The sequence below is a fragment of the Paenibacillus sp. NPDC055715 genome (assembly GCF_053617595.1).
On record NZ_JBSHGA010000007.1, the window covers coordinates 12498 to 34662 of the forward strand.

General features: G+C 48.4%; 20 protein-coding genes and 1 riboswitch. Of the genes, 9 read left to right on the forward strand and 11 right to left on the reverse strand.

Annotation, left to right across the window (positions count from 1 at the left end; genetic code table 11):
- Positions 1 to 16 precede the first annotated feature (16 nt).
- The 5 genes from ACWGOO_RS13180 to ACWGOO_RS13200 all read left to right on the forward strand — a co-directional run bounded on the left by ACWGOO_RS13180 (position 17) and on the right by ACWGOO_RS13200 (position 4779).
- Positions 17 to 1345 carry a glutamate-1-semialdehyde 2,1-aminomutase gene (locus ACWGOO_RS13180; RefSeq protein ID WP_452484484.1) on the forward strand — a complete coding sequence of 443 codons (1329 nt, stop codon included), beginning with the start codon at positions 17 to 19 and terminating at the stop codon, positions 1343 to 1345.
- 228 nt (positions 1346 to 1573) lie between these two features.
- Complete coding sequence (locus ACWGOO_RS13185) at positions 1574 to 2533, forward strand: DMT family transporter (protein ID WP_452484052.1); 960 nt, start codon at positions 1574 to 1576, stop codon at positions 2531 to 2533.
- Positions 2534 to 2554: 21 nt separating this feature from the next.
- On the forward strand, positions 2555 to 2683 hold the full coding sequence (locus ACWGOO_RS13190) for a hypothetical protein (RefSeq protein WP_452484054.1): 129 nt from the start codon (positions 2555 to 2557) through the stop codon (positions 2681 to 2683).
- A 197-nt stretch (positions 2684 to 2880) separates the two neighbouring features.
- Positions 2881 to 3471, forward strand: a complete 591-nt coding sequence (locus ACWGOO_RS13195; RefSeq protein WP_452484056.1) for a MarR family winged helix-turn-helix transcriptional regulator — start codon at positions 2881 to 2883, stop codon at positions 3469 to 3471.
- Positions 3472 to 3513: 42 nt separating this feature from the next.
- On the forward strand, positions 3514 to 4779 hold the full coding sequence (locus ACWGOO_RS13200) for an acyl-CoA thioesterase/bile acid-CoA:amino acid N-acyltransferase family protein (RefSeq protein ID WP_452484058.1): 1266 nt from the start codon (positions 3514 to 3516) through the stop codon (positions 4777 to 4779).
- A gap of 348 nt (positions 4780 to 5127) precedes the next feature.
- Here the strand turns inward: ACWGOO_RS13200 and ACWGOO_RS13205 are convergent, their stop codons facing one another.
- From ACWGOO_RS13205 to ACWGOO_RS13230, 6 genes are all read right to left on the reverse strand, one after another.
- On the reverse strand, positions 5128 to 5370 hold the full coding sequence (locus tag ACWGOO_RS13205) for a hypothetical protein (protein WP_452484060.1): 243 nt from the start codon (positions 5368 to 5370) through the stop codon (positions 5128 to 5130).
- A gap of 34 nt (positions 5371 to 5404) precedes the next feature.
- Positions 5405 to 6271, reverse strand: coding sequence for an inositol monophosphatase family protein (locus ACWGOO_RS13210; RefSeq protein ID WP_452484062.1), 867 nt, complete (start codon positions 6269 to 6271; stop codon positions 5405 to 5407).
- Positions 6272 to 6432: 161 nt separating this feature from the next.
- A complete protein-coding gene (uvsE, locus tag ACWGOO_RS13215) occupies positions 6433 to 7434 on the reverse strand; it encodes a UV DNA damage repair endonuclease UvsE (protein ID WP_452484064.1) in 1002 nt (333 codons plus the stop codon).
- Between the two features lie 130 nt (positions 7435 to 7564).
- Entirely contained in the window at positions 7565 to 7879 is a 315-nt protein-coding gene (locus ACWGOO_RS13220) for a hypothetical protein (RefSeq protein WP_354454903.1), read from the reverse strand.
- Between the two features lie 100 nt (positions 7880 to 7979).
- Complete coding sequence (locus ACWGOO_RS13225; RefSeq protein ID WP_452484066.1) at positions 7980 to 9068, reverse strand: D-alanine--D-alanine ligase; 1089 nt, start codon at positions 9066 to 9068, stop codon at positions 7980 to 7982.
- Positions 9069 to 9140: 72 nt separating this feature from the next.
- On the reverse strand, positions 9141 to 10136 hold the full coding sequence (locus tag ACWGOO_RS13230; RefSeq protein WP_452484068.1) for an amidase domain-containing protein: 996 nt from the start codon (positions 10134 to 10136) through the stop codon (positions 9141 to 9143).
- A 457-nt stretch (positions 10137 to 10593) separates the two neighbouring features.
- Between ACWGOO_RS13230 and acnA the strand changes: the two genes are divergently transcribed.
- Complete coding sequence (gene acnA / locus ACWGOO_RS13235; protein WP_452484070.1) at positions 10594 to 13305, forward strand: aconitate hydratase AcnA; 2712 nt, start codon at positions 10594 to 10596, stop codon at positions 13303 to 13305.
- 216 nt (positions 13306 to 13521) lie between these two features.
- On the opposite strand, the gene ACWGOO_RS13240 is transcribed toward acnA, so the two are convergent.
- From ACWGOO_RS13240 to ACWGOO_RS13250, 3 genes are all read right to left on the reverse strand, one after another.
- Positions 13522 to 13755, reverse strand: coding sequence for a hypothetical protein (locus tag ACWGOO_RS13240; RefSeq protein WP_452484071.1), 234 nt, complete (start codon positions 13753 to 13755; stop codon positions 13522 to 13524).
- Entirely contained in the window at positions 13742 to 14146 is a 405-nt protein-coding gene (locus tag ACWGOO_RS13245; RefSeq protein ID WP_452484073.1) for an AAA family ATPase, read from the reverse strand. Before ACWGOO_RS13245 ends, ACWGOO_RS13240 begins: the two co-directional genes overlap by 14 nt.
- A 256-nt stretch (positions 14147 to 14402) precedes the next feature.
- Positions 14403 to 15239 (reverse strand): YitT family protein, encoded by an 837-nt coding sequence (locus ACWGOO_RS13250; protein WP_452484075.1) that lies wholly within the window; start codon positions 15237 to 15239, stop codon positions 14403 to 14405.
- Positions 15240 to 15721: 482 nt separating this feature from the next.
- Between ACWGOO_RS13250 and ACWGOO_RS13255 the strand changes: the two genes are divergently transcribed.
- Positions 15722 to 15874, forward strand: coding sequence for a hypothetical protein (locus ACWGOO_RS13255; RefSeq protein WP_354454896.1), 153 nt, complete (start codon positions 15722 to 15724; stop codon positions 15872 to 15874).
- Between the two features lie 192 nt (positions 15875 to 16066).
- On the opposite strand, the gene thiC is transcribed toward ACWGOO_RS13255, so the two are convergent.
- Positions 16067 to 17854 (reverse strand): phosphomethylpyrimidine synthase ThiC, encoded by a 1788-nt coding sequence (gene thiC, locus ACWGOO_RS13260; RefSeq protein ID WP_452484077.1) that lies wholly within the window; start codon positions 17852 to 17854, stop codon positions 16067 to 16069.
- 182 nt (positions 17855 to 18036) lie between these two features.
- Positions 18037 to 18149: riboswitch (TPP riboswitch) on the reverse strand.
- A 254-nt stretch (positions 18150 to 18403) separates the two neighbouring features.
- Positions 18404 to 19147, reverse strand: coding sequence for an IclR family transcriptional regulator (locus ACWGOO_RS13265; RefSeq protein ID WP_452484079.1), 744 nt, complete (start codon positions 19145 to 19147; stop codon positions 18404 to 18406).
- A gap of 299 nt (positions 19148 to 19446) precedes the next feature.
- Between ACWGOO_RS13265 and ACWGOO_RS13270 the strand changes: the two genes are divergently transcribed.
- Together ACWGOO_RS13270 and ACWGOO_RS13275 are read left to right on the forward strand one after the other, a co-directional pair.
- The gene (locus ACWGOO_RS13270) at positions 19447 to 20484 is read left to right on the forward strand and encodes an alpha/beta hydrolase (protein ID WP_452484081.1); all 1038 of its coding nucleotides are present in this window, start codon (positions 19447 to 19449) and stop codon (positions 20482 to 20484) included.
- 256 nt (positions 20485 to 20740) lie between these two features.
- Positions 20741 to 22132 (forward strand): Fe-Mn family superoxide dismutase, encoded by a 1392-nt coding sequence (locus tag ACWGOO_RS13275; protein WP_452484083.1) that lies wholly within the window; start codon positions 20741 to 20743, stop codon positions 22130 to 22132.
- The last annotated feature ends 33 nt before the right edge of the window (positions 22133 to 22165 follow it).

The window sequence follows — 22165 nt, forward strand, 5'->3', positions numbered from 1 at the left end:
AAGGAAGTTCTGGATGATGAAACGGGAAACCTCCGAAGCATTATATAAAGAAGCACTGGAACATATTGTCGGGGGCGTAAACAGTCCTTCACGCTCTTTCAAGGCTGTGGGCGGCGGCGCTCCGGTATTTATGAAACGCGCCAAAGGCGCTCATTTCTGGGACGTGGATGATAATCGGTACATTGATTATTTAGCGGCTTACGGCCCTATTATTACCGGACATGCCCACCCTCATATTACCAAGGCCATTAGTGAGGCGGCGGCGAACGGGGTATTGTACGGAACCTCAACGGTATTGGAGATCAAGCTCGCCAAGATGGTCAAGGAAGCCATTCCATCCATGGACAAGGTCCGGTTTGTAAATTCCGGCACAGAAGCAGTCATGACGACGATCCGTGTTGCACGGGCCTATACGAAGCGAAATAAGATCATCAAATTTGCAGGCTGCTATCACGGTCACTCGGATCTGGTGCTCGTAGCCGCAGGCTCCGGCCCTTCCACGCTGGGCATACCGGACAGCGCAGGAATTACGACCAACATTGCAAGTGAGGTTATTACTGTGCCTTTCAATGATCTGGACGCGCTGCGCCAAGCCTTGGAGCGTTGGAGTGACGATGTGGCAGCGGTCATGGTTGAGCCGATTGTCGGTAATTTCGGCATGGTGATGCCGCAGCCCGGTTTTCTGGAAGGGCTATGCTCGATGGCACGGGCGAACGGTTCACTCGTCATTTATGACGAGGTCATCACCGCGTTCCGCTTCCACTACGGCTCCACCCAAACGTATACAGGCCTGGACAATCATGATGCGATTCAGCCGGATTTGACCGCACTAGGTAAAATCATGGGCGGCGGTCTGCCGATCGGCGCCTACGGCGGCAGCAAGCATGTGATGGAGCAGGTTGCTCCGCTCGGCCCGGCTTATCAGGCAGGCACCATGGCGGGTAACCCGGCTTCCATCTCGTCAGGCATTGCATGCCTTGAAGTGCTTCAAGGCGAAGGCGTGTATGAAGAGATGGAACGTCTGGCTGTGAGACTGACGGACGGTATCGCTTCCTCAGCCGAGCGCCATGGCGTGCCGTTGACAATTAACCGCATCCGTGGAGCATTCTCCACCCATTTCTGCGATCATCCAATCACGAACTACGATGAAGCGCAGGATACGGACGGCGAAGCGTTCGCTTCCTTCTTCCGCCATATGCTGGATCGCGGTATTCATCTGGCCCCATCGAAGTACGAAGCATGGTTCCTCACAACGGCGCACACGGATGAAGACGTAGATGCTACGCTGGAAGCGGCGAACGATTCTTTCCGTGCAATGGCACAGGGCAAGCAAGCAGATCAGTAAATGATGGAATGTTGATAGGATAAGAGCCGGAAGCAGCTTTAAGGACTGGGATATCCCACCTTTGAGACTGCCTTCCGGCTTTTTTTTTCAAACTGTACCCGTACAGTTGTACGTTTTATGGATTGTATCAAGTGACGCCATCCGGGTATATTGGGAGGAGCAACATGTTGAAAATCATTCAGGATAGGCTAATGAAAACAAATGCCTGAGCCATTACGGAGGTTTATCATGCACAGTCGTTCCAAAACGGGAGCCGCCTATCTGGCTGCTCTCAGCTATGCCGCTATACTCGGTTTTTCATTTTTGTTTGTGAAGCTGACGGTTACAGAGGCCAGCCCGCTGGATGTAATCGCCCACCGCTTTGCTTTGTCTTTTATCGCTTTGACGGTTCCAGTACTGTTGGGCTGGATCAAGATTAACATCACGCGGCGTGATATCCTGCGTATTTTACCGCTGGCGCTACTCTCGCCTTTAGTATATTTTCCACTGCAAGCCTTCGGGCTGATGAGCACTTCTTCATCGGAAGGCGGCATCATTCAGGCTACCGTTCCTATCTTCACGCTGCTGCTGGCATCCTATTTTATTAAAGAGCGTACAACGGTTGTCCAAAAGCTTTCCTTGCTGCTCTCTGTAGCGGGCGTTATTTTTATATTCGTGATGAAAAGTGGAGCGTCGCTGGCTTCGAACAGCTTCGGGGGTATTCTTCTGCTCGTGCTATCTGCGATATGCCTCTCCGGCTATAATGTACTGGCTCGCCCATTAACGCAAAAATACAATCCGCTGGAGCTAACCTACGTTACCTCCATCCTGGGATGTGTCGTTTTTAACTTGGTGGCCCTGGGATATCATACGATAAATGGTTCCTTGAGCGCCTATACCGCCCCACTGGTGAAGCCTGACTACTGGCTGGCGCTGGCCTATCTGGGCATTCTGTCAACGCTTATAACCTCGCTGCTATCGAGCTATGCGTTGAAGCGAATTGAGGCGTCCAAAATGAGTGTGATCGGTAATTTGTCCACTCTCATTTCCATGATTGCGGGTGCTTACATTTTGAAGGAGCAGCTCGCGTACTATCATATTGTCGGGGCCGTTATTATTATTGTCGGGGTGTTGGGCACCAATTTTGGAGGTCGGAGAAACTTCGAGCCGCGAAAAGCATCTGCTGCAAAACCACTAAAAGTGAACTGAAAAGGGATGTACATTTTACTTGTGGAATGGTTAAATATACAAAATTGTATGGCGATGATGGAAAAAAGTAGGCGGAAGAAGAAAACCATGCGCGAGGTACGGGATGCGATTGGGATCGGCTATTTTGACGTTAACACTTCTCCAGAATGATGAATATACAAAAAGATATCCCCGAGCTGTCGTTTATTCCGGCTCGTGGATATCTTTTTTAGTTCATCTATTTCGCTTAAAAATGATTCACTCAGGGTTGAATAGGCCAATTAATTAAACAGTATATTGACGAATGTGAAATGTGGTGTTATTATCATTTTAGACAATATATTGTCTAAAATGAATGGAGGATATATATGGACAGTTACAGAGAGATATTTCTAATGCTACAAACTTATGCAACAATGTTCTCTCTTGCCAATAAGCTTCAAGTGCAAGGTGATAAATACTTTGATAAATTAACATCAAGGCAGTATATGACAATGATAGCAATTGCTCATTTACCCGAAGATGAAACGACACTAAACAATATTGCGAGAAAGTTAGGCACCACTAAACAAAGCGTGAAACAACTGATAACAATCATAGAAAATAAAGGATATATTATCACTTTACCAAGTCAAAAGGACAAGCGTGCTATTAATGTTAAATTTACTGAGTCAGCAAAGCAGGTGTTAATGGAATGTGGTGAAAAAAGCCTGCATTTTATGACAGATATCTTTAAAGATTTCTCTATAGAAGAATTGGAAGTATTGTGGAGTTTATTAAAGAAACTGTATCGTTTTGATGGTGCAGAGCAAGATGGTTTTGAGGAAGAAGCTAAGATGGGCATGGATGAAGATAAAAATGAATTAAATGTGAGAGCATTAAAGGAATTTGAACGATTAAGGAACAAGTCTAGAAATGAAAGAGAAAAAACGAATAACATTGATAAAGTAAACGATTAGAAAAAATTTTTCTAATCATATTAACAAGGGGGGGATTACCCTATGAAATTGCAGATAGAACCATTAGTAGCGCTTTGCGATAAAAGGATTAGCATATCCATATCTGAGTTGCCACCATTTGGGAAAGTCAAAATAAGTGCTTCTATGAGTTTACCATGGGCAAAAACCGTAAAGTTTGAATCTTTCGCTTGGTTTACAGCTGATTCACGTGGTAATGTAGATTTGTCAAAACAAAAAGCCGATTCTGGAACCTATGACTTCATAGATAGCATGGGGCTAATTGTATCTATGAAAATGGTTGTTGGAAAACTCAAAGATATTGTCAAAAATATATCTATAAATAATAGTCTATTCATTGACATTGTAGCTGAATGTGAAAAAGACAGGGTATGCGCAAAATTAGAACGTTTATTTAAAAATCCAGAAGTTAAAAACCTCAAAATCACAGATGAATTTGTTGGAGAATTGTTTTATAGTGAAAACACTAACAATGTAACAATTGTGACATTAGGTGGAGCAGATGGGAATAAAGACGCTCTTTCGTTCATTTCAGCTCTATTGGCTTCTCATGGGTTTAATGTTTTATCTCTAGCATATTTTAATGATAAAGGATTACCTAAACAGCTTGCGGAAATTCCACTTGAATATTTTGAAAAAGTATTTCAATGGCTTAAAAAAAATCCAATAACAAATGGAAATGATATATATGTTCATGGCACCTCTAAAGGCGGCGAACTGGCACTGTTACTTGCATCAAGGTATTCAATCATCAAAAAGGTAGTAGCGGTTGCCCCACACGCATATTGCTTTCAGGGACTTAACTACAAAAATGTTTCGTCGTGGTCATATGAAGGAAAGTCTATGCCGTTTATACGCTTAAAGAACCGCATTTTATTTACAAACATGTTAGATTCTTTCATGAAAAATAAGCCATTTGGATACGCCTATATGTATAAAACTAGTGTGAATACTGCAAAGAACAAGGAAACTGCACGAATTAAAGTAGAACATGCAAAAGCCGATATATTATTAATTGCAGGTGAGAAAGACAACATTTGGAACACCTATGATGGCTGTGTTGAAATAATGGATACTTTAGCAAAATATAATTACAAGTATAACTATAATCTTTTGGCTTATGAAAATGCAGGGCACCCGTTTCCTTTACCCTATATCATACCAGTAGGTGTAACAGCCAGTATGAGGTTAGCACCAAGACTTGTTTTTGCTACTGGTGGTACATTAGAAGGAAATGCACATATACAGATGGATTCATGGAATAGAACCATTGAATTTTTTAAGGAATAAGCAAATGACATGACATAGACATTAATAAAAATATCTTTAGTAAAAGTAGAACGAGAGCGCAATTTCCGTATATATAATTGGGGTATGAAATGCTCTTGGAGTTTATTCTTGAGACGGATTATCAAGCTAATTCCTTCCAAAATCATACGCTCATCATCAACCAGCAGCACCATTTTATGATGGATTTCGGCATTTTTGAGAGCGATTTTAAAATAGATGAATCAGTGGATGTCGCCTCCTTTGCTCGTCCTGTCCGGTTCAGCCTGAAATGGAGATTGCCTGATAAAGCTGTACATCATACAAAATACCCCAAGCCTTGGTCATGCGGCAAGAGGTATTTGTGTTCGCTCAGCGTTTGTTGGTTGGTTCCGATGGATCCGCCTTGCTCATATATTCATCATATCGGTCGTCCAGTTCCCGTGCCATGCTGCGGTATTTACGCGTCTCCTCCACAATAGGGTCGATATGGGTTTGAATCCGCACCTCATATTTAGGAGTGAGCCGTTCGCGTTTTTTGGCCTCATTCTCACGAATTTCGCCTTCCATCAGCATTTCACTGAGCTCGCGCTCCAATTCTTCGGATTGGCTCATCACGATTCCCTCCATCAGAATGATCTGCGTTTTATTATAACCCGGTTGCGTCTGCTTCTTTCAGCACTTGAATGAGTTGAGAATGAATAGCCGTATTGGTCGCTGCAATATGTCGCACACTCAGGTCATAAGGTCTGCCGAGCGTATCTGTGATCGTTCCGCCCGATTCCTGCACCAGCAGAGCGCCCGCTGCCACATCCCAAGCGTTCAGACCGATTTCACAGTAAGCTGTAAGCCGTCCTGAAGCCACATAGGCTAAATGCAGTGCTGCCGAGCCAAGTGCCCGGATGCCTCTCACCTGAGGTGTAAGTGCCTGTATAATCTTCATATTCAGCGGCTGTGCAAAAGTGCGGTCCGGTGGGAAGCCGATGCACACCAGACTGTCTCCCAGTGTTTCTTCTCTGGATGCCCTCATCAGATTGCCATGCACATACGCACCCTTACCTTTTTCAGCCACAAACATTTCGTTGCGGGACGGATCATAAATGACACCGACAATCACCTCTCCACGGTGAGCCAAGGCGATAGATACACTGTAGTATGGCAGGCTGTGTACAAAATTGGTTGTGCCGTCTATCGGATCAATAATCCACAAATATTCCTCTTCACGAGCAGCCTCCAATGCACGGGCCGAAGCCTCGGCACCCGGCTCTACGCCCTCTTCGCCGAGAATGACATGGTCGGGAAAATGGGTAAGAATCAGTCTGCGGATCATCTGCTCCGCGCCTTTATCCACTTCGGTCACAAGGTCCGTAGAGGATTGCTTGGTGCTTAACTGCTCAACGGTACCCAGTCTGCTTTTGATCCATTCCCCAGCTTTGGATGCTGCGTTAATCGCCACGGCCGTATAGCTTTTTCCTGATACGATATAGGGAACCTTTTCGTTTTCATGTTCGTTCAACGTGTTCACTCTACTTTCTATATCATTGTTACGTGGTTTACGAAGCTGCATTACGGCACAGTCTCTTAACCATCTCTATTAATGGTACACACATTCTAGTATACACAATAGGCTTCATAAAGTTTCTATATATGTGAGGTTTATCCGCGGTGCACTATTTTTTAAGGCGTAATTTCTACTGAAGCCCCATCCAGCGCCTTCACCCCGTCACCTTCTCGTACGCTCAGTTCCTTCATCAGTCCCATCAACGCTTCATCCTTACGTTTGGCTTCAAGCATGACATCAATCTGATCGGTATATCCGGCAATGTTACGCAAAAAAGTAAGCAGCGGCTCCACCTGAACACCGTCCGCATGACTGCGGGGGTCTTTTTCACTTTTGGGACTGGACGCATGGATTTTGGGTGGCAGTGGATGATCGGGAGAAGAGCCCGCTTGAGCCAATTCCCCTTTCCATGTATCCAAAATGCCAGGCCACAGCTCCCACGGCTTCTCGCCCTCGTTATTTACCCATTGATGATGAATGTCGAGAACCATCGGCAGCCCCGTCCGCTTGCACGCTTCCAGCGTTTCCACCGCATTAAACGTTTTATCATCATTTTCCAGCGTCATTCGTTCTCTTAACGAAAGCTCCAGCGCATTCACCTGCTCTACAAAACGCTGACTCGACGTTATCTTGTCTCCATACGCGCCGCCGATATGAATGTTGTTCTTGGCATCCGCACCGAGTCCCATCGCCTCCAGCATCGCTTTATGATGCTGGAGATCGTTAATGGAGCTTTGCAGTACTTCCGGGCGGGGAGTGCTCAGCACTGTAAAATGATCCGGGTGAAACGATACTCTCATCCCGTTCTTTTTAACATAATTCCCGACCTCTGCAAAATCAGCGGCAAGCGCCTGAAAGGGGTTCCAGTCACTCAAATCCTGATGAGTCGCCAGTGGAATCAGCTTGGATGAAAAACGGTAAACCTTGATATCGCTCGCCCGATTATGACGCAGCAACCGCAGTGTATTATGCAGGTTTTCGGCTGCAATTCGTTCCAGCTTGCGGATCGCGGCCTCTCGATCTCCAATTTTGTTAAAGCTGGCCATCGTCATCGTTTTAGAGGGCGATGCATTTTGTACGGTGACCGACATGGCTACATAGCCGAACCTTACTATCATAGGTGTCCTTCCTTTCAGCAGATCGCAGTAGATGGCAAGACCGCTTTCGTTCTGTGACCTCAATCTTTATTCTACTGATCATACCCGGAAAATCCCCCTCTGATTCGGCATTAATCTGTCCTTCACCTGTCTATTGCACTCCGAAAAACATTTCATCCGCCAATGCGGTCTGAATTCTTGCTTCCTCTTCATTCAGCTTGCGAATGAGGTTCATTTCCACCTCGGTCACTTCGTCGCCCTGAAAATTGATTTCGGCAATACAGCCAACAATCTGCACGATGGCTACTGCCACGTTGTCCACGCTGTAAGCGATGACCTTCTGGCCTGTCGGGAACACACGCAGGCCGGATTTAACCATTTTGCCGCGTCCGTATTCCAGCAGTTCGTACAATTCCTGTTCGCTCTTGAATTTGCACACCGAGTTAAATTCGGTTTGAAAGCCCATGTTTAGCCGCCACCTTTCGTGATTAAGGACTTTTGCAAATCCTAATTGTAAACCGTATATATGAACAAAAAGGGGAGTGATCAGCTCCCCTCGGTTCGTTTTATGAGTTCTCATAGTGCAGCGCAGACCTGCGTTCATAACGCTCCAGTGCGAGCGCAATCATGCGGTCCAGCAAGCTTTGATAGGATACGCCCGTTTCTCTCCACAGCAATGGATACATACTGAACGGCGTAAAGCCCGGCATCGTGTTTACTTCATTAATAAAAATATGTCCGTCCGAACGTCTGACGAAGAAATCGGCACGGGAAATCCCGCAACCCTCCAGAGCGCGGAATGCTTGCAATGCGGCTTTACGGATACGATCCGCCACTTCCTCGTCCAACGGTGCCGGAATGAGCATTTTCGATTGGCCGTCCGTGTATTTGGCAGCATAATCGTAATAGTCGCCGGACGATACAATTTCGCCCGGTACGGAAGCAATCGGCTCGTCGTTGCCGAGTACGCTAACCTCGACCTCGCGGGCATCGACATACTCCTCCACAATGACCTTCAGATCAAATTGCAGAGCCAGCTCGACTGCCTTTTCCAGCTCTTCCCGGTTATTAGCTTTGGAAATGCCGACACTTGATCCCAGATTCGCCGGTTTGACAAAGCACGGGTACCCTAACTCAGTTTCCATGTTGCGCACCAGATCATGACTGGTTTGTGACCACTGTGTACTGTTAAAATAACAGTATTTCACTTGCGGCAATCCTGCATGCTCAAACAGCTTCTTCATAACGCCTTTGTCCATTCCTGCGGCAGAAGCCAGCACGCCTGCACCGACATAAGGCATATCCGCCATTTCGAACAAGCCCTGAATCGTTCCGTCTTCACCAAAGGTACCGTGCAGTAGCGGGAACAGTACATCCAGCGTCTGCTCTCCGTACAGCTTGCCGAACAACGTATCTAATGCCGCCTTCGTACCGCCCTCTGCCCGCTCCAGCTTCAATTGCTCTACAGAAGCCAAAGGTGCGTCAAGCTGCGACCCTCTGCGCCAATCGCCAGCCTTCGTAATATAAAAAGGAATAATCTCATATTTCTCAAAATCAAAAGCGTTCAGTACCGCATACGCCGTTTGCAGCGAAACCTCATGTTCGCCCGATTTGCCGCCGTACACCAGCCCTACGGTCAATTTTTGTTTTGCCATGCTTATCCTCCGCTTTCCTGCTTTCGTCATTGTGCCTGATTTGCGTCACTGTACCTGTTATAAACATTTCATTTAAAAATAGTCGGCGATATGATAAAAGCGATACACCGTGTTGTCCGTCCACGCATACGAATTTTTGTAGTCCCAATAACGATGTCTGGAGCTTACCGTATGCGCATTGACAAGCGGCATCCCGCCCGCATCAAAGGCCGTTACCACCGTGCTGTGCTGAAAGATGCCGTCACCATCCCAATCATAAAAAATGACGTCCCCCAGCATAAGCTGCTCCGGACGGCTCACCTGTTCGGCGGTCAACCCCCACGAGCTGGAGCCCAAATACCGCTCCAGACTGTTGGAAACCGCCCAACTGTAGCTCCACAGCTCACGTCCGGCGACCCGTCCTTTGTACCACCAGCCTGATTCTCTTTTACCAGTATAGTGGATCGGTGCGCCCCCTGCAAAGAGGCATTGCGAGATATAATTGGTGCAATCCACATCAAAACCTTCAAACTCCGGGTTGAAGCTATCCCACCACTGATCCGCATAGGCTGCCGCTTCTTCCCGGCGATATCGGCTGGGGCGTGCTGATGAGCCAAAGCCCAGTACACCGCGATTCAGCAGCGGCAAATTTCCTCCCTGATTAAACGAAGCCTGCTCAAAAGGAACCTCTCCCCCCGCAGGCTTTCTTTCTGCCGGATCACGCTCGATTCTTGCCACCTGCCAGGCTTCACCCTCGCGCGTGAACGTCAGACGTTCCCGTTCAATACGATCCTCCCGGTGGGTCATTCCGCCTTTTTCATAAAAGAGCCGGACATGCAGCTGTACATCCACCACAGCCTCTTCCGACGTATCCTGCACAATTCGCAGCGGCTTGGCGCGTGTTTCGCTACGTAATGGAACGGCGTTCCGCTCGTTATACCACTGTTCCAGTCTGGCCGTACGGGCCGCACGCTCCATCCGCTGACCTACCTCCAGATATTCATCCGGCTGCGGAGCGCCGTTTACCTCACTCCGATTATATTGGTTCACATAAGCAAAAAGGGCCTGCTTCCATTCCCGCTCCCCCATCCCTGTCCCTCCATTTCCGTCTCGCCATCCCTGTTTTGGGAATAGCCGGGATACTGAATAACTTTCTTACTTCCCTCTATAGCCTGATATGGCTCTCTATACTATAAGTATGAATCTCTAAAGCTTGGTATGAACACCGAAACACGAGTAAGAGAAACGTTTTATTTTCCAGGCTTCGACGTATACATTAGGCCAAAAAAACTTTACGGAATCAATTGAAAACGGTATACTTAATGCATAAGCATTATTTTGAAATTAGGTTTCATCTAATGAAACGAGTTAAAAACATCTTCTCCTCTATTATGAAAATAACGGTTACCATAGGTTAATCGGTTATTCTTCAAATCAGCTATGTTGCTTTCATGAGAGCGCAACCAAATTAAACCAACTGTGCAAGACGTCGAAAAAACGACATCCCTATTTTCCCTCAAACATCCACTTCAAGGAGGTAATACTTATGTCAGGAAAAGATCAATTCTCCATTGCTCGCAGTCTGGAAGTTGACGGCAAGCCTTACCGTTATTACAGTCTCAAGGCACTGGAGGAACAAGGAAAAAGCGGGATCGCCAAGCTGCCTTTCTCCATTAAAGTGTTGCTGGAAGCCGCTGTGCGCCAATTTGATGGACGCGCGATTACAGAGGAGCATGTGCAGCAGCTTACAGGCTGGGCTGAACATCGTGACACCAACAAAGAAATTCCGTTCATCCCTGCACGCATCGTGCTTCAGGATTTTACCGGCGTCCCGGTGGTTGTCGATTTGGCAGCCATGCGCGATACTGTGAAAAAAGCGGGCGGCGACCCGAAACAAATCAACCCGCTCGTACCCGTCGATCTCGTTATCGATCACTCGGTTATGGTCGATGCTTTCGGTACCAGTGAAGCGCTGGATTATAATATTAATGTAGAATTTGAGCGTAACGAGGAAAGGTACCGTTTTCTGCGCTGGGCGCAAACGGCGTTCAACAACTTCCGTGCAGTGCCACCGTCCACCGGTATCGTCCATCAGGTCAATCTGGAGTATCTCGCATCCGTGGCCGCCACCAAAACCATTGACGGCGAAACCGTCGTCTTCCCGGATTCCCTCGTGGGAACGGATTCCCATACGACGATGATTAACGGCCTCGGTGTCGTAGGCTGGGGCGTCGGCGGGATTGAGGCAGAGGCGGGGATGCTCGGGCAGCCACTGTATTTTGTCACTCCCGATGTGATCGGCTTCAAGCTGACAGGCAGCCTGTCGGAAGGAGCTACCGCTACGGATCTGGCGCTGACAGTCACTCAAATGCTGCGTAAAAAAGGCGTGGTCGGCAAATTCGTCGAATTTTACGGCCCAGGCCTGGCTAATATCAGCTTGGCTGACCGTGCGACCGTTGCCAACATGGCACCGGAATACGGTGCAACGATCGGCTTTTTCCCGGTTGATGCCGAAACGCTGGCTTACCTGCGCAGCACCGGACGTTCCGATGAGCAAGTCAGCCTCGTAGAGGAATATTACAAAGTGCAAGGCATGTTCCGCACATCCGACACGCCGGACCCTGTGTTCAGCGATACGATTGAGCTGGATCTGGCTTCGGTTGTACCGAGTCTCGCTGGACCCAAACGTCCGCAGGACCGTGTCGAGCTTAGCCGCATGAAGGAAACCTTCGAAGGCATTATCCGTACTCCGGTGGACAAAGGCGGCTATGGACTGAGTGATGAAAAGATCGCGCAGAAGATCCCGCTGACCCATCCTGACGGCTCCACCAGCGAGCTGGGTACTGGCGCAGTCGTGATTGCAGCTATCACAAGCTGCACGAACACCTCCAACCCAAGCGTTATGCTGGGCGCGGGCTTGCTTGCTAAAAAGGCAGTAGAACGCGGGCTTAAAAAGCCGGGCTATGTGAAAACCAGCTTGACGCCAGGCTCCCTTGTCGTGACGGAATACCTGCAAAAAGCAGGGCTGATCGGGCCGCTGGAAGCACTCGGCTTCCATGTGGCTGGCTACGGCTGCGCGACCTGCATCGGTAACTCTGGTCCGCTTCCTGACGAAGTGAGTCAGGCCATCACAGACCATGATCTGACGGTTGGTGCGGTCATTTCCGGCAACCGGAACTTTGAGGGCCGCGTGCATGCGCAGGTCAAAGCCAACTATCTTGGCTCACCGCCACTGGTTGTTGCTTATGCGCTGGCAGGTACGGTGAACATTGATTTGGTGAATGATCCGCTCGGTTATGATCAGGACAATCAGCCTGTCTATCTGAAAGATATCTGGCCAACTTCCGAGGAAATCAAGGAAGCAATCAGCCTGTCTCTCAGCCCGGATATGTTCCGTCGTAAATATGAGAATGTATTTACTGCCAACGAAAAATGGAACTCCATTCCGGTTCCTGAAGGCGAATTGTATGAATGGGATGAAAAATCAACCTATATTCAAAATCCGCCATTCTTTGAAAAACTTCAAGATGGTGTGCAGGATATCAAGGAAATTCGTAATTCCCGTGTACTTGCCTTGCTGAGCGATTCGGTCACGACGGATCATATCTCACCAGCAGGCAACATCGCCCCTTCCAGTCCGGCAGGACTGTACTTGAAGGAGCATGGCGTGGAGCGCAAAGACTTCAACTCCTACGGCTCCCGTCGCGGTAATCACGAGGTCATGATGCGCGGTACATTCGCTAACATCCGTATTCGCAACAACGTGGCTCCTGGCACCGAGGGTGGCGTGACCAAATACTTGCCGACAGATGAGGAAATGTCCATCTACGATGCATCTATGAAATATCAGGCAGCCGATCAAAACCTGATCGTTATTGCCGGCAAGGAATACGGCACAGGCAGCTCCCGTGACTGGGCGGCCAAAGGTACGCTTCTGCTGGGCGTCAAAGCCGTCATTGCCGAAAGCTTTGAGCGGATTCACCGCAGTAACCTGGTCGGCATGGGCGTGCTTCCACTGCAATTCCATGAAGGCTACGGCTGGTCCAACCTGGGTCTGAACGGTCGTGAAACGTTTGACATTCTCGGCATCGACAATGACGTAAAGCCGGGTCAAGAGCTTACCGTTGTAGCCAAACGCGAGGATGGCACGAAATTCGAGTTCCCGGTCACTGCCCGTCTGGACAGCACCGTCGATATCGACTACTACCATAACGGCGGCATTCTGCAAACCGTATTGCGTCAAATGATTCAAGACTAAAGAGCCCATGAATAATAAAAATCCCCTTCAAAATGCAGTGAAAACTGCAAATTGAGAGGGGATTTTTAACTACGAAAACATACTCGAAACATTCAGGATAAAACATATGCCTATGATTGAAAATACGAGGGTTATAAGAACTGTGATGAGATCAGATACATTTTTCAAAATATGCATAAAAACAGAGCAGACGGAATAATAAATACAAATCGTTTTTTATGAAGGTTTAGATAGTCTACTAATTGTATAAATATGGCCTTTGGATAATTGCACATTCTCTACAAATACCTTAGTGGTTAACCACTTTAAACGAATGAAATCTACCCCTTTTGAACCCGTGAGAGTATTAAAGCGGTTAGTATAAAAATTAGTCTCATCAAACTTAATAGGTAATAATCCTTCTTTAAATTGAAAGCGCAGATTGCTTTCTTCAAAGCTAATCGTGGTCATAAAACGACTCCTGCTCCCTATTATACAAGTCCATAAACTCTTGTTGAATTGGATTATGTTGTAATTCTGAGATTAGCTTTTGAGATTCAAATTGAATATCACCTTCATCTTGATATAAGGTTATAAATCGTATATCCAGCTTGTCTTTATTGCTGTATTGCTCAAAAAGGGAAAGTTCTTGTTGAAGAAAATAACTATGCGTTGTAATGAATATTTGCACTCCCATTTCAGCTAACGCGATAAGCATTTCTTTTAAAGCAGGAATCATTTTAGGGTTGATATTTGGCTCTGGTTCGTCCCAAAAAAGGATTGTATTCTCAGTTAACGTTTCATTGGATATTAATTGTAGTAAAGTAGACAACTTACGATAACCTTCAGCAAGAAGACCCATTTCTATGCTACCTAAACCTTTAAAACGTTCGTTTTCCCTGTACCAGTTTCTCCACTGATGATATTAATATGTCTAGCAAATGGAATGCGAACGCTAGAGAATAAAGTGAAGTCAGTAAATTCAACTTGCGTTATATGTTGATTATTTGAAATAAAAATCACATAGTGGTTCATTTTTGAATAGCAGCAAACAAGCCGGTCCCTCAGGACCGACTTCCAACCATGTTCCCCTATAACCTTTCCTTCGCACCCGCCAGTTACTTCGAAATATCCAGAAAACCCTCTCCGAACACATCCCGCACGTCATGAATGGTGATAAATGCTGCTGTGTCGATAGCCTTCACAATCTTTTTAAGCACCGACACCTCTTGCTTGCTGATGACGATATACAGAACTTCTTTCGGATTTTTCGTGTAGTACCCATGGCCTGACAGAACCGTAACTCCCCGATCCATTTGGGTAATAACCATCTCGGCAATTTTGTTTTGATGCTCCGAGATAATCATGACCGCCTTTTTAGGGTTTAGCCCCTCAATCATGAAATCCATAACCTTTGTGCCGACGTACAAAATAACGATGGTCAGCATGAGCTTTTCCGGGCCAATAATAAAATAGGACGAAAACGCAACAATCAGATCAAAAAACAGCAAGCCATAACTGATGTTCCAATCCAGATACTTGTTGGCGATCCGGGCCAAAATGACCGTTCCTGCTGTTGTACCGCCCACTCGCACGATCAAACCAATTCCGATACCCACCAAAACCCCGGCAAATACGGCATTAATCGTCGGCTCATGTGAATCAATCCGCCAGTTGGCCGTTACATGTAAAAACAGCGAGTTAAAAGCAACCGCAATCACGGTGTACAAGGTCGTTCTCTTGTCCAAAAATTTATATCCAACAATCAGCAGCAAACCATTGATCACCAGATTGACGATCGAGGGGGACCACTTAAACAGGTAGTACAAAATGATCGTGACCCCTGTAACGCCCCCCTCGCCAAACTCATTCGGGATCACAAACAGATTAACAGCCAGCGCGAAAAAAAACGCCCCCAGAATAATAAATGCGATGTCTGCAATTCTTTTTTTCATATATATCCTGATCCTTTCTCAAACATTTCAACGGATGAATCGCCAGACGGATGGGCTTACTCTAGCAGCTAAAACACGCTTACAATCAGTTCATGGTATCCACTACCAAACATAAAGTCAATACAACTTTGACACTTTAGTTCGCCACCAGACTGACTTCATATTTACTTATATAAGGATATTCAACAAAAAAAACAATCCCGATTACCAAACTAAGAAAACGGGCCTCTGGCCCTTGTTTTGGGCCTAGGCACATTTTCCCTCAGAATGACCATCCGCCTAATCCAAATTTTGGACACGTATGACCATTTTCCTGTTTTATGTCAAAAACGTTTTAATTTGAAATATTGCGTTTATAATGATTGAATCATTGCCAAGCAGCCTACCCAGTATTACGACATCAAGTACATACGAGCAGTCCTATACAGACGTCCAAGCAACTCAATCTGAATTTGACGAAATGGAATTGGAGGAACACCCCCATGAATACAATGAACTTAACTGTACACACCCTGATGCCCTTTCACCATCAATACCAACGTGCCAACGCGGTGAGTATGCAGAAGAAAGAAGATAACTCGGAGAAGAAGCTCAGCTTTCAGGACATTTTGAATGAGAAAATGGGTAAAAAATAAAGTAGCCGTTGATCCGGTTGCATGATTTCGCTTTACATAAGCTAAAAAGCCGTGGCTTCCTACATCATCTGTAGAGAACCACGGCTTTTGTATTCATACGTCTATAAGTTCATACCTTCATGGATATAGAGCCTCTGACGAGCTTGCCAGTGCTCTCCATTTGGCTTCCCGGTTGATTGACTCGCTACCTATTTACTGCCCGGCATCCCGATACTGCTCTGCCTTCTCACGCATCCCGGCGGATACCGCTTCTTCGGTATTCAGCCCCTTGTCCGCGGCATAGGCGCGAATGTCCTGCGTGATACGCATACTACAAAACTTGGGACCGCACATCGAGCAAAAATGAGCTTCCTTGGCGCCCTCTGCCGGCAGCGTCTCATCATGGTAGGACAAGGCCCGCTCAGGGTCGAGCGAAAGATTGAACTGATCGCGCCAGCGAAATTCAAAGCGTGCCTTGGACAAAGCATCATCCCGTTGTTGCGCCCGTGGATGGCCCTTCGCCAGATCGGCAGCATGTGCCGCAATTTTGTACGTAATGACACCCTCGCGGACATCATCCTTGTTCGGCAGGCCCAAATGCTCCTTCGGCGTAACATAGCATAGCATGGACGTCCCGAACCAACCGATCATCGCCGCCCCGATAGCCGAGGTAATATGGTCGTAGCCAGGTGCAATATCCGTCGTGAGCGGTCCCAGTGTATAAAAGGGAGCTTCCTTGCAAATCTCCATTTGCAGGTCCACATTCTCCTTGATTTTGTGCATCGGGACATGTCCCGGCCCTTCAATCATAACCTGAACATCATGTTTCCAGGCAATTTGCGTTAACTCGCCCAACGTAACCAGCTCAGCAAACTGTGCTTCATCATTCGCATCGTAGATACTGCCCGGACGCAGACCGTCCCCGAGGGAAAAGGCCACATCGTAGGCTTTCATAATTTCGCATATTTCTTCAAAATGCGTGTACAAAAAGTTCTCCTGATGGTGCGCAAGGCACCAAGCCGCCATGATCGACCCGCCACGGGACACAATTCCTGTCATTCTGCTTGCCGTCATTGGAATATACCGCAGCAGCACGCCCGCATGAATTGTAAAATAGTCCACGCCCTGCTCGGCCTGCTCAATCAGTGTGTCACGATACAGCTCCCACGTTAGCGCCTCAGCTTCGCCGTTCACCTTTTCAAGCGCCTGATACAGCGGTACAGTCCCAATCGGCACAGGGGAGTTACGGATGATCCATTCACGCGTCGTATGGATGTTACGGCCTGTGGACAGGTCCATGACCGTATCCGAGCCCCAGCGTACAGCCCAGGTCATTTTCTCCACTTCCTCCTCGATGGAGGACGTAACCGCAGAATTACCAATGTTCGCATTAATCTTCACGTGAAAATGACGACCAATCACCATCGGCTCACTTTCCGGGTGATTGATATTCGAAGGCAAAATGGCTCGTCCTGCCGCCAACTCCTGCCGCACAAACTCAGGCTCCACCCCTTCGCGGATAGCCGCAAATTCCATTTCGGGCGTAATGATCCCTTGCCGCGCATAATGCATTTGCGTCACGCTGCGCCCTTCCTGCGCACGGAGCGGACGGTTGGTGACGCCAGGGAATTCCGCCGCCTCCCGTTTGGAGCCGGGCTTCAAACCGTTATCCTCCGGCTTGACGGAGCGCCCCTCGTAAGCCTCCACATCGCCCCGTTCCAGTGCCCAAGCTCGCCGGAATGGAGGCAAGCCCTTACGGATATCGACCTGATAGGCTTCGTCGGTCATGGGACCGCTCGTATCGTACACACGTAACGGCTCATGATGCTCCGTGCCCTGCGGCGTATGTGTGGGATGCAGGGCGATTTCACGCTCCGGTACGGCAATGTCCGGCCGCGAGCCTTGAATATATACCTTGCGGCTCCCCGGAAAGGGCTTCCCCCCTCCTGACTGTTCATCCACTGCGTTCCCTACTGTTTCTTCTGTTTCTGTCGGTTTCATTGTCCATTCCTCCCGTTTCGATGAAATAACACACCGATCCGGAACCATCCCCAGGCTGGCTATCTATGCAAAAAAGCCGGTTCCCCAGGGAACCGGCTAATCTAACGAAACAGCTATCCAGACAGCTACACACGCGGAAACATACTCCGATGCATTGCCGTAGACAGCGGCTGCGTATACATTTCAATGGCCGATTACTTCCCTACGCTGGTATGATCCAGATCAGGTGCAAAGGGTCCGGAATCCAGTGCGATTCCATCTCAGCCCGGCATTACAGGCTCCCCCAGTAACTGCGATATGAATTTCATCCACACAATCTTGTGATGATCCTACATTCATATCCTGTCGCAGATCTTTCGTTAGATCTGCTAGAGTGGCGGTAATCTTTCGCCCGCCCTACAATTCTGTTCGCATGAGGCGGCTATAACTGACAACACGCCATCCCCATCAGATTACTTCAAATTTACGGCTTTGGCAACCCTTCTCTGGTTCCTTTTTCCAAGATCGCCTTCAAAATTTGCTCTGGTTGCCCATTGCTCTTAATCCTTGTTACGGAAGCATAAGCCCCATTTCCTTTGCCGCCTCGATCAAAACCGGGACAAAATCATGCAGCGTCTCAGGAGCTAGTCGGCTGACCGGGCCGGATACAGACAAGGCCGCAGCGACCTGTCCCTTCCGATTCACGATAGGCGCAGCCACAGCAGCAGCGCCCGACTCCCGCTCCTCATAGCTGGTCGCATAGCCCTTCTCACGAATATCCTGTAATTGAGCCTTATAGACCTCCGGGTCTACCGAGGGCAGCCATTCGTCCCCGCTTAGCAGGGCTTCCAGCTCCTGCGGCGGCATAAAGGCCGCCAGTACCTTGCTGGAGGCTCCTACAGCCAGCGGCATGCGCGCACCCACTGGCGCAACGCGACGGATCGCCTGATTGCTCTGCACGGCCTGAATGCGGGTACGCATGCTACCATCGCGCAAGTATAAGCTGACCGTTTCGCCCAGACGATCACGTAATCCTTCCATCGCTGGCTGTAACAGTATCGCCGGCTCGTCGCTTTGCGACAGATGGGTGGACAGCTCCCATATCCGGATGCCAAGCCGATATTTTTCCGTTGCGGCATTCCGAACGACAAATCCCCGATCCTCCAACGTGGTCAGCAGCCGATGGACGGTACTTTTATGCAAACCAATTTTGGAAGCAATCTCTGTCAGGCCCAGATCGGAATCTCCGGTAAAACACATCAATATATCAAGCGCACGCTCCACGGCGCGAACGGTTAATTTACGGTCTTCCATTGTGAACCGCTCCTCTTTGTTCCATATTCGTTTCACACCATGAAACATGGTTACATAAATTATATAGAATAGTCGCGGCTACTGTAAACCAATGTTTTTATGACAGCCATATTACAGAACGAGAACAAACATCGACAAATCTTTGCATCATTTTTACTTTTCCGGTTCAGACGTTGACTTTGGATAACACGCATCATACGATAATAGGTATCTATACGGACATAAACGATTATTTTCAAGTGGAATTGTACCTAGAATTCTATGAAACAAAGTTCATTTTTATATAAGGAGGCTCTTGCATGATTTCGACATCCCAGCGCAGCTCTCAGTTACAGCATGCTGTTCAGGAGCCGTCCACCCCACTGGTCAACCCCCGTCTGCTGCGGTTCAAGCACGTTGTCATAGCCCTGCTGCTGTCGGTCGTATTTTTTCTGTTGTTTTGCTTTATTGCCCTGCACGCCTATATCGCATGGGTACTGACGAATCCAACCGTCGCGCCACTGTACTCGAACCCAATGCAGGCCAAAGGCATGCCCTACGAGGAAGTCAACTTCCCCGCCAAGGACGGTAGCCGGATGGTACAGGGCTGGTACATCCCGGCAGGTCAATCGCGCAAAACGATTATTTTCAGCCACGGTTACGGGGCTAATCGCGAAGAAAGCTGGATTCCGATGTATGACCTGGCGCATTATGCCCACCGTTTGAATTTTAACGTTGTCATGTTCGATTACGGATTCGCATCACAAAACAGCAAAGCCGTGGCGACCGGAGGTAAAGCGGAATCCCAGCAGCTTCTCGGGGCGATCCAGCTTGCGAAGCAACGCGGCTCCTCGGAAATTATCGTATGGGGCTTCTCGATGGGGGCAGGAACCGCCCTTCAGGCGGGCTTGCAAACCAAGGATGTGGACGCCATGATTTTGGACAGCACCTTCCTGTTGGAGCCGGATACGCTGTACCATAACATTCATAATCAAATTGATCTGCCGCGCCATCCGTCTCTGGAAATTCTGGAGCTGCTGTTTCCAGTCTTGAACGGTACCAGCCTGCATCAGATTCCATATCAAGAGGTCAAAACGGAAAACTATCCGTTCCCGATCATGTTCGTACATGGGACGCAGGATGAAAAAGCTCCTTACCCGATTGCGGAAAAGCTTGCTGCCAATCAGACCAACCCGCTTTCCAGTGTATGGATTGTCAAAAACGGGCTGCATGAGCTTATTTTCAGAGAGCATCCACGTGAGTATTTGCGGCGAGTATCGACGTTTTTAAGCGGTGTACAGGAGCTGGAGGACAAGAAAATGATCGCTAATGCCAGTAAACAAACGACTACGAAGTAATGGTTCTATTTTAGAAGCCGTACTCCTTTCAACCTGGAGAAGCCCGTCTGTGGACACCTAACCCGTGCCGCAGCGAGGCTTCTCTTTTTGCGTCCAGCTATGTATTCATTGCCCCACATTACATGTCCGAGCCGGATCGGGGGAGTTTGTAGACATATTCCCGATGAGACGGCGAATATACTGGGTACGTATGCACCCGGGTCAGGTTCTTGGGACCAGCCCGGATAGCCATAGTGAGATACAGGAGGTAAAAACGATGCTGAGTACTTACGGGTCTTTCCTGCCCTTACGTGTGCTGGAGGAAATCCGGCATTGGAAGCAGCAGGAAAGCTGGCATGTGGAAGTGATTAAGTCCGCTACAGAGGGCCTGGAGCCTGCTTACGTGCGGCTGCTGGATGACTGGAGGACGGTATTCGAACAGACGGAACGCACCGCTATAGAGCTGCTTGAAGAGCAGCGAAGCGCCCTCGATCCGGCAGATCAGGCGTGGCATCGTCAATGGGAGCAAACGTCGGCTGCTGTACAAGCACAAGCCAGGCAATCGGGGCAGTCGAGAGAATTGGGGTCAGGATCGGTGCCAGAAGAGTTACAATCGACTGAGGCAACGGCAGGAGTGACATCAGATTCACAGCCTGTCTCACAAGAGCTGAATCGTCGTCTGGACGAATTGCTGCAAACCGCAAACCGCCAGTCACAGGAGTATGTACGGCAGCTCAGTCTGCTGACCGAGCACAGCCATGCGGTACGGCAGCAGCCGAAATCCACGGGAGTTGTGCTGCATGCGGCACATGAGAGCCAGTATTTCCTGATCTCGACCAATCCCTTTCAGGAGCCCGGCTCCATTGCGCGGGCCACTGCATTGTATCATGTAGCGGCAGAAGGCGAGGATTATCCCGAGGATACGCTGCGAGAGCGGCAGACAGGCGGCACGAGGTGGGAAGGGCCGTGGGCGAGCAAAGACAAAGGCGTTCAGTCCAGCCAGACAGAGCCTTCGGCTACGGAAAAAGCCTCCCCCGGCCGACCGGTTCCCATCGGGGGACATCGTTTACCGCCGCTTCCTTATCCCTATAATGCGCTTGAACCGTACGTTGATGAAAAAACGATGCGTATTCACCATGACAAGCATCATCTAAGCTATGTGAATGATTTAAACAAAGCGGAGAAAAAGCTGGAAGAGGCCCGGAAAACGGGTGATTTTGACCTTGTGAAGCATTGGGAACGCGAGCTTGCGTTTAATGGCGCAGGCCATTATCTGCACACTCTTTTCTGGACGATCATGAGTCCTCAAGGTGGCGGAACACCAAGCGGACCGCTGGCGGAACAGATTAAAAAGGATTTTGGCAGCTTCGACGCATTCAAGAAGCAATTCAGCTCGGCAGCCGAGAAGGTCGAGGGCAGCGGCTGGGCCATCCTAACGTGGAGTCCACGTGCAGGACGGCTTGAAATTTTGCAGGCTGAAAAGCACCAGAACCTGACTCAATGGGAGTCCATTCCGCTGTTGGCGATTGATGTGTGGGAGCATGCCTATTACTTAAAGCATCAGAACGAGCGCAACAAATACATTGAGGACTGGTGGCATGTCGTTAACTGGCCTGAGGTCGAAAAGCGCTACACCCAAGCCTCAAAGCTGAGATGGCAGCCGTTCTAAGCTAAGACTCCTCTGTAGCTAGAGACATGCTTC

Coding starts and splice junctions, on each gene's coding strand:
- ACWGOO_RS13275 (WP_452484083.1), top strand. CDS start 20,741: ATGCTGAGTACTTACGGGTCTTTCCTGCCCTTACGTGTGCTGGAGGAA.
- ACWGOO_RS13245 (WP_452484073.1), bottom strand. CDS start 14,146: ATGGGTCTTCTTGCTGAAGGTTATCGTAAGTTGTCTACTTTACTACAA.
- ACWGOO_RS13270 (WP_452484081.1), top strand. CDS start 19,447: ATGATTTCGACATCCCAGCGCAGCTCTCAGTTACAGCATGCTGTTCAG.
- ACWGOO_RS13180 (WP_452484484.1), top strand. CDS start 17: ATGAAACGGGAAACCTCCGAAGCATTATATAAAGAAGCACTGGAACAT.
- uvsE (WP_452484064.1), bottom strand. CDS start 7,434: ATGATAGTAAGGTTCGGCTATGTAGCCATGTCGGTCACCGTACAAAAT.
- ACWGOO_RS13250 (WP_452484075.1), bottom strand. CDS start 15,239: ATGAAAAAAAGAATTGCAGACATCGCATTTATTATTCTGGGGGCGTTT.
- ACWGOO_RS13265 (WP_452484079.1), bottom strand. CDS start 19,147: ATGGAAGACCGTAAATTAACCGTTCGCGCCGTGGAGCGTGCGCTTGAT.
- ACWGOO_RS13205 (WP_452484060.1), bottom strand. CDS start 5,370: ATGAGCCAATCCGAAGAATTGGAGCGCGAGCTCAGTGAAATGCTGATG.
- ACWGOO_RS13230 (WP_452484068.1), bottom strand. CDS start 10,136: ATGGGGGAGCGGGAATGGAAGCAGGCCCTTTTTGCTTATGTGAACCAA.
- ACWGOO_RS13255 (WP_354454896.1), top strand. CDS start 15,722: ATGAATACAATGAACTTAACTGTACACACCCTGATGCCCTTTCACCAT.
- ACWGOO_RS13185 (WP_452484052.1), top strand. CDS start 1,574: ATGCACAGTCGTTCCAAAACGGGAGCCGCCTATCTGGCTGCTCTCAGC.
- ACWGOO_RS13195 (WP_452484056.1), top strand. CDS start 2,881: ATGGACAGTTACAGAGAGATATTTCTAATGCTACAAACTTATGCAACA.
- ACWGOO_RS13220 (WP_354454903.1), bottom strand. CDS start 7,879: ATGGGCTTTCAAACCGAATTTAACTCGGTGTGCAAATTCAAGAGCGAA.
- ACWGOO_RS13200 (WP_452484058.1), top strand. CDS start 3,514: ATGAAATTGCAGATAGAACCATTAGTAGCGCTTTGCGATAAAAGGATT.
- thiC (WP_452484077.1), bottom strand. CDS start 17,854: ATGAAACCGACAGAAACAGAAGAAACAGTAGGGAACGCAGTGGATGAA.
- ACWGOO_RS13225 (WP_452484066.1), bottom strand. CDS start 9,068: ATGGCAAAACAAAAATTGACCGTAGGGCTGGTGTACGGCGGCAAATCG.
- acnA (WP_452484070.1), top strand. CDS start 10,594: ATGTCAGGAAAAGATCAATTCTCCATTGCTCGCAGTCTGGAAGTTGAC.
- ACWGOO_RS13240 (WP_452484071.1), bottom strand. CDS start 13,755: ATGACCACGATTAGCTTTGAAGAAAGCAATCTGCGCTTTCAATTTAAA.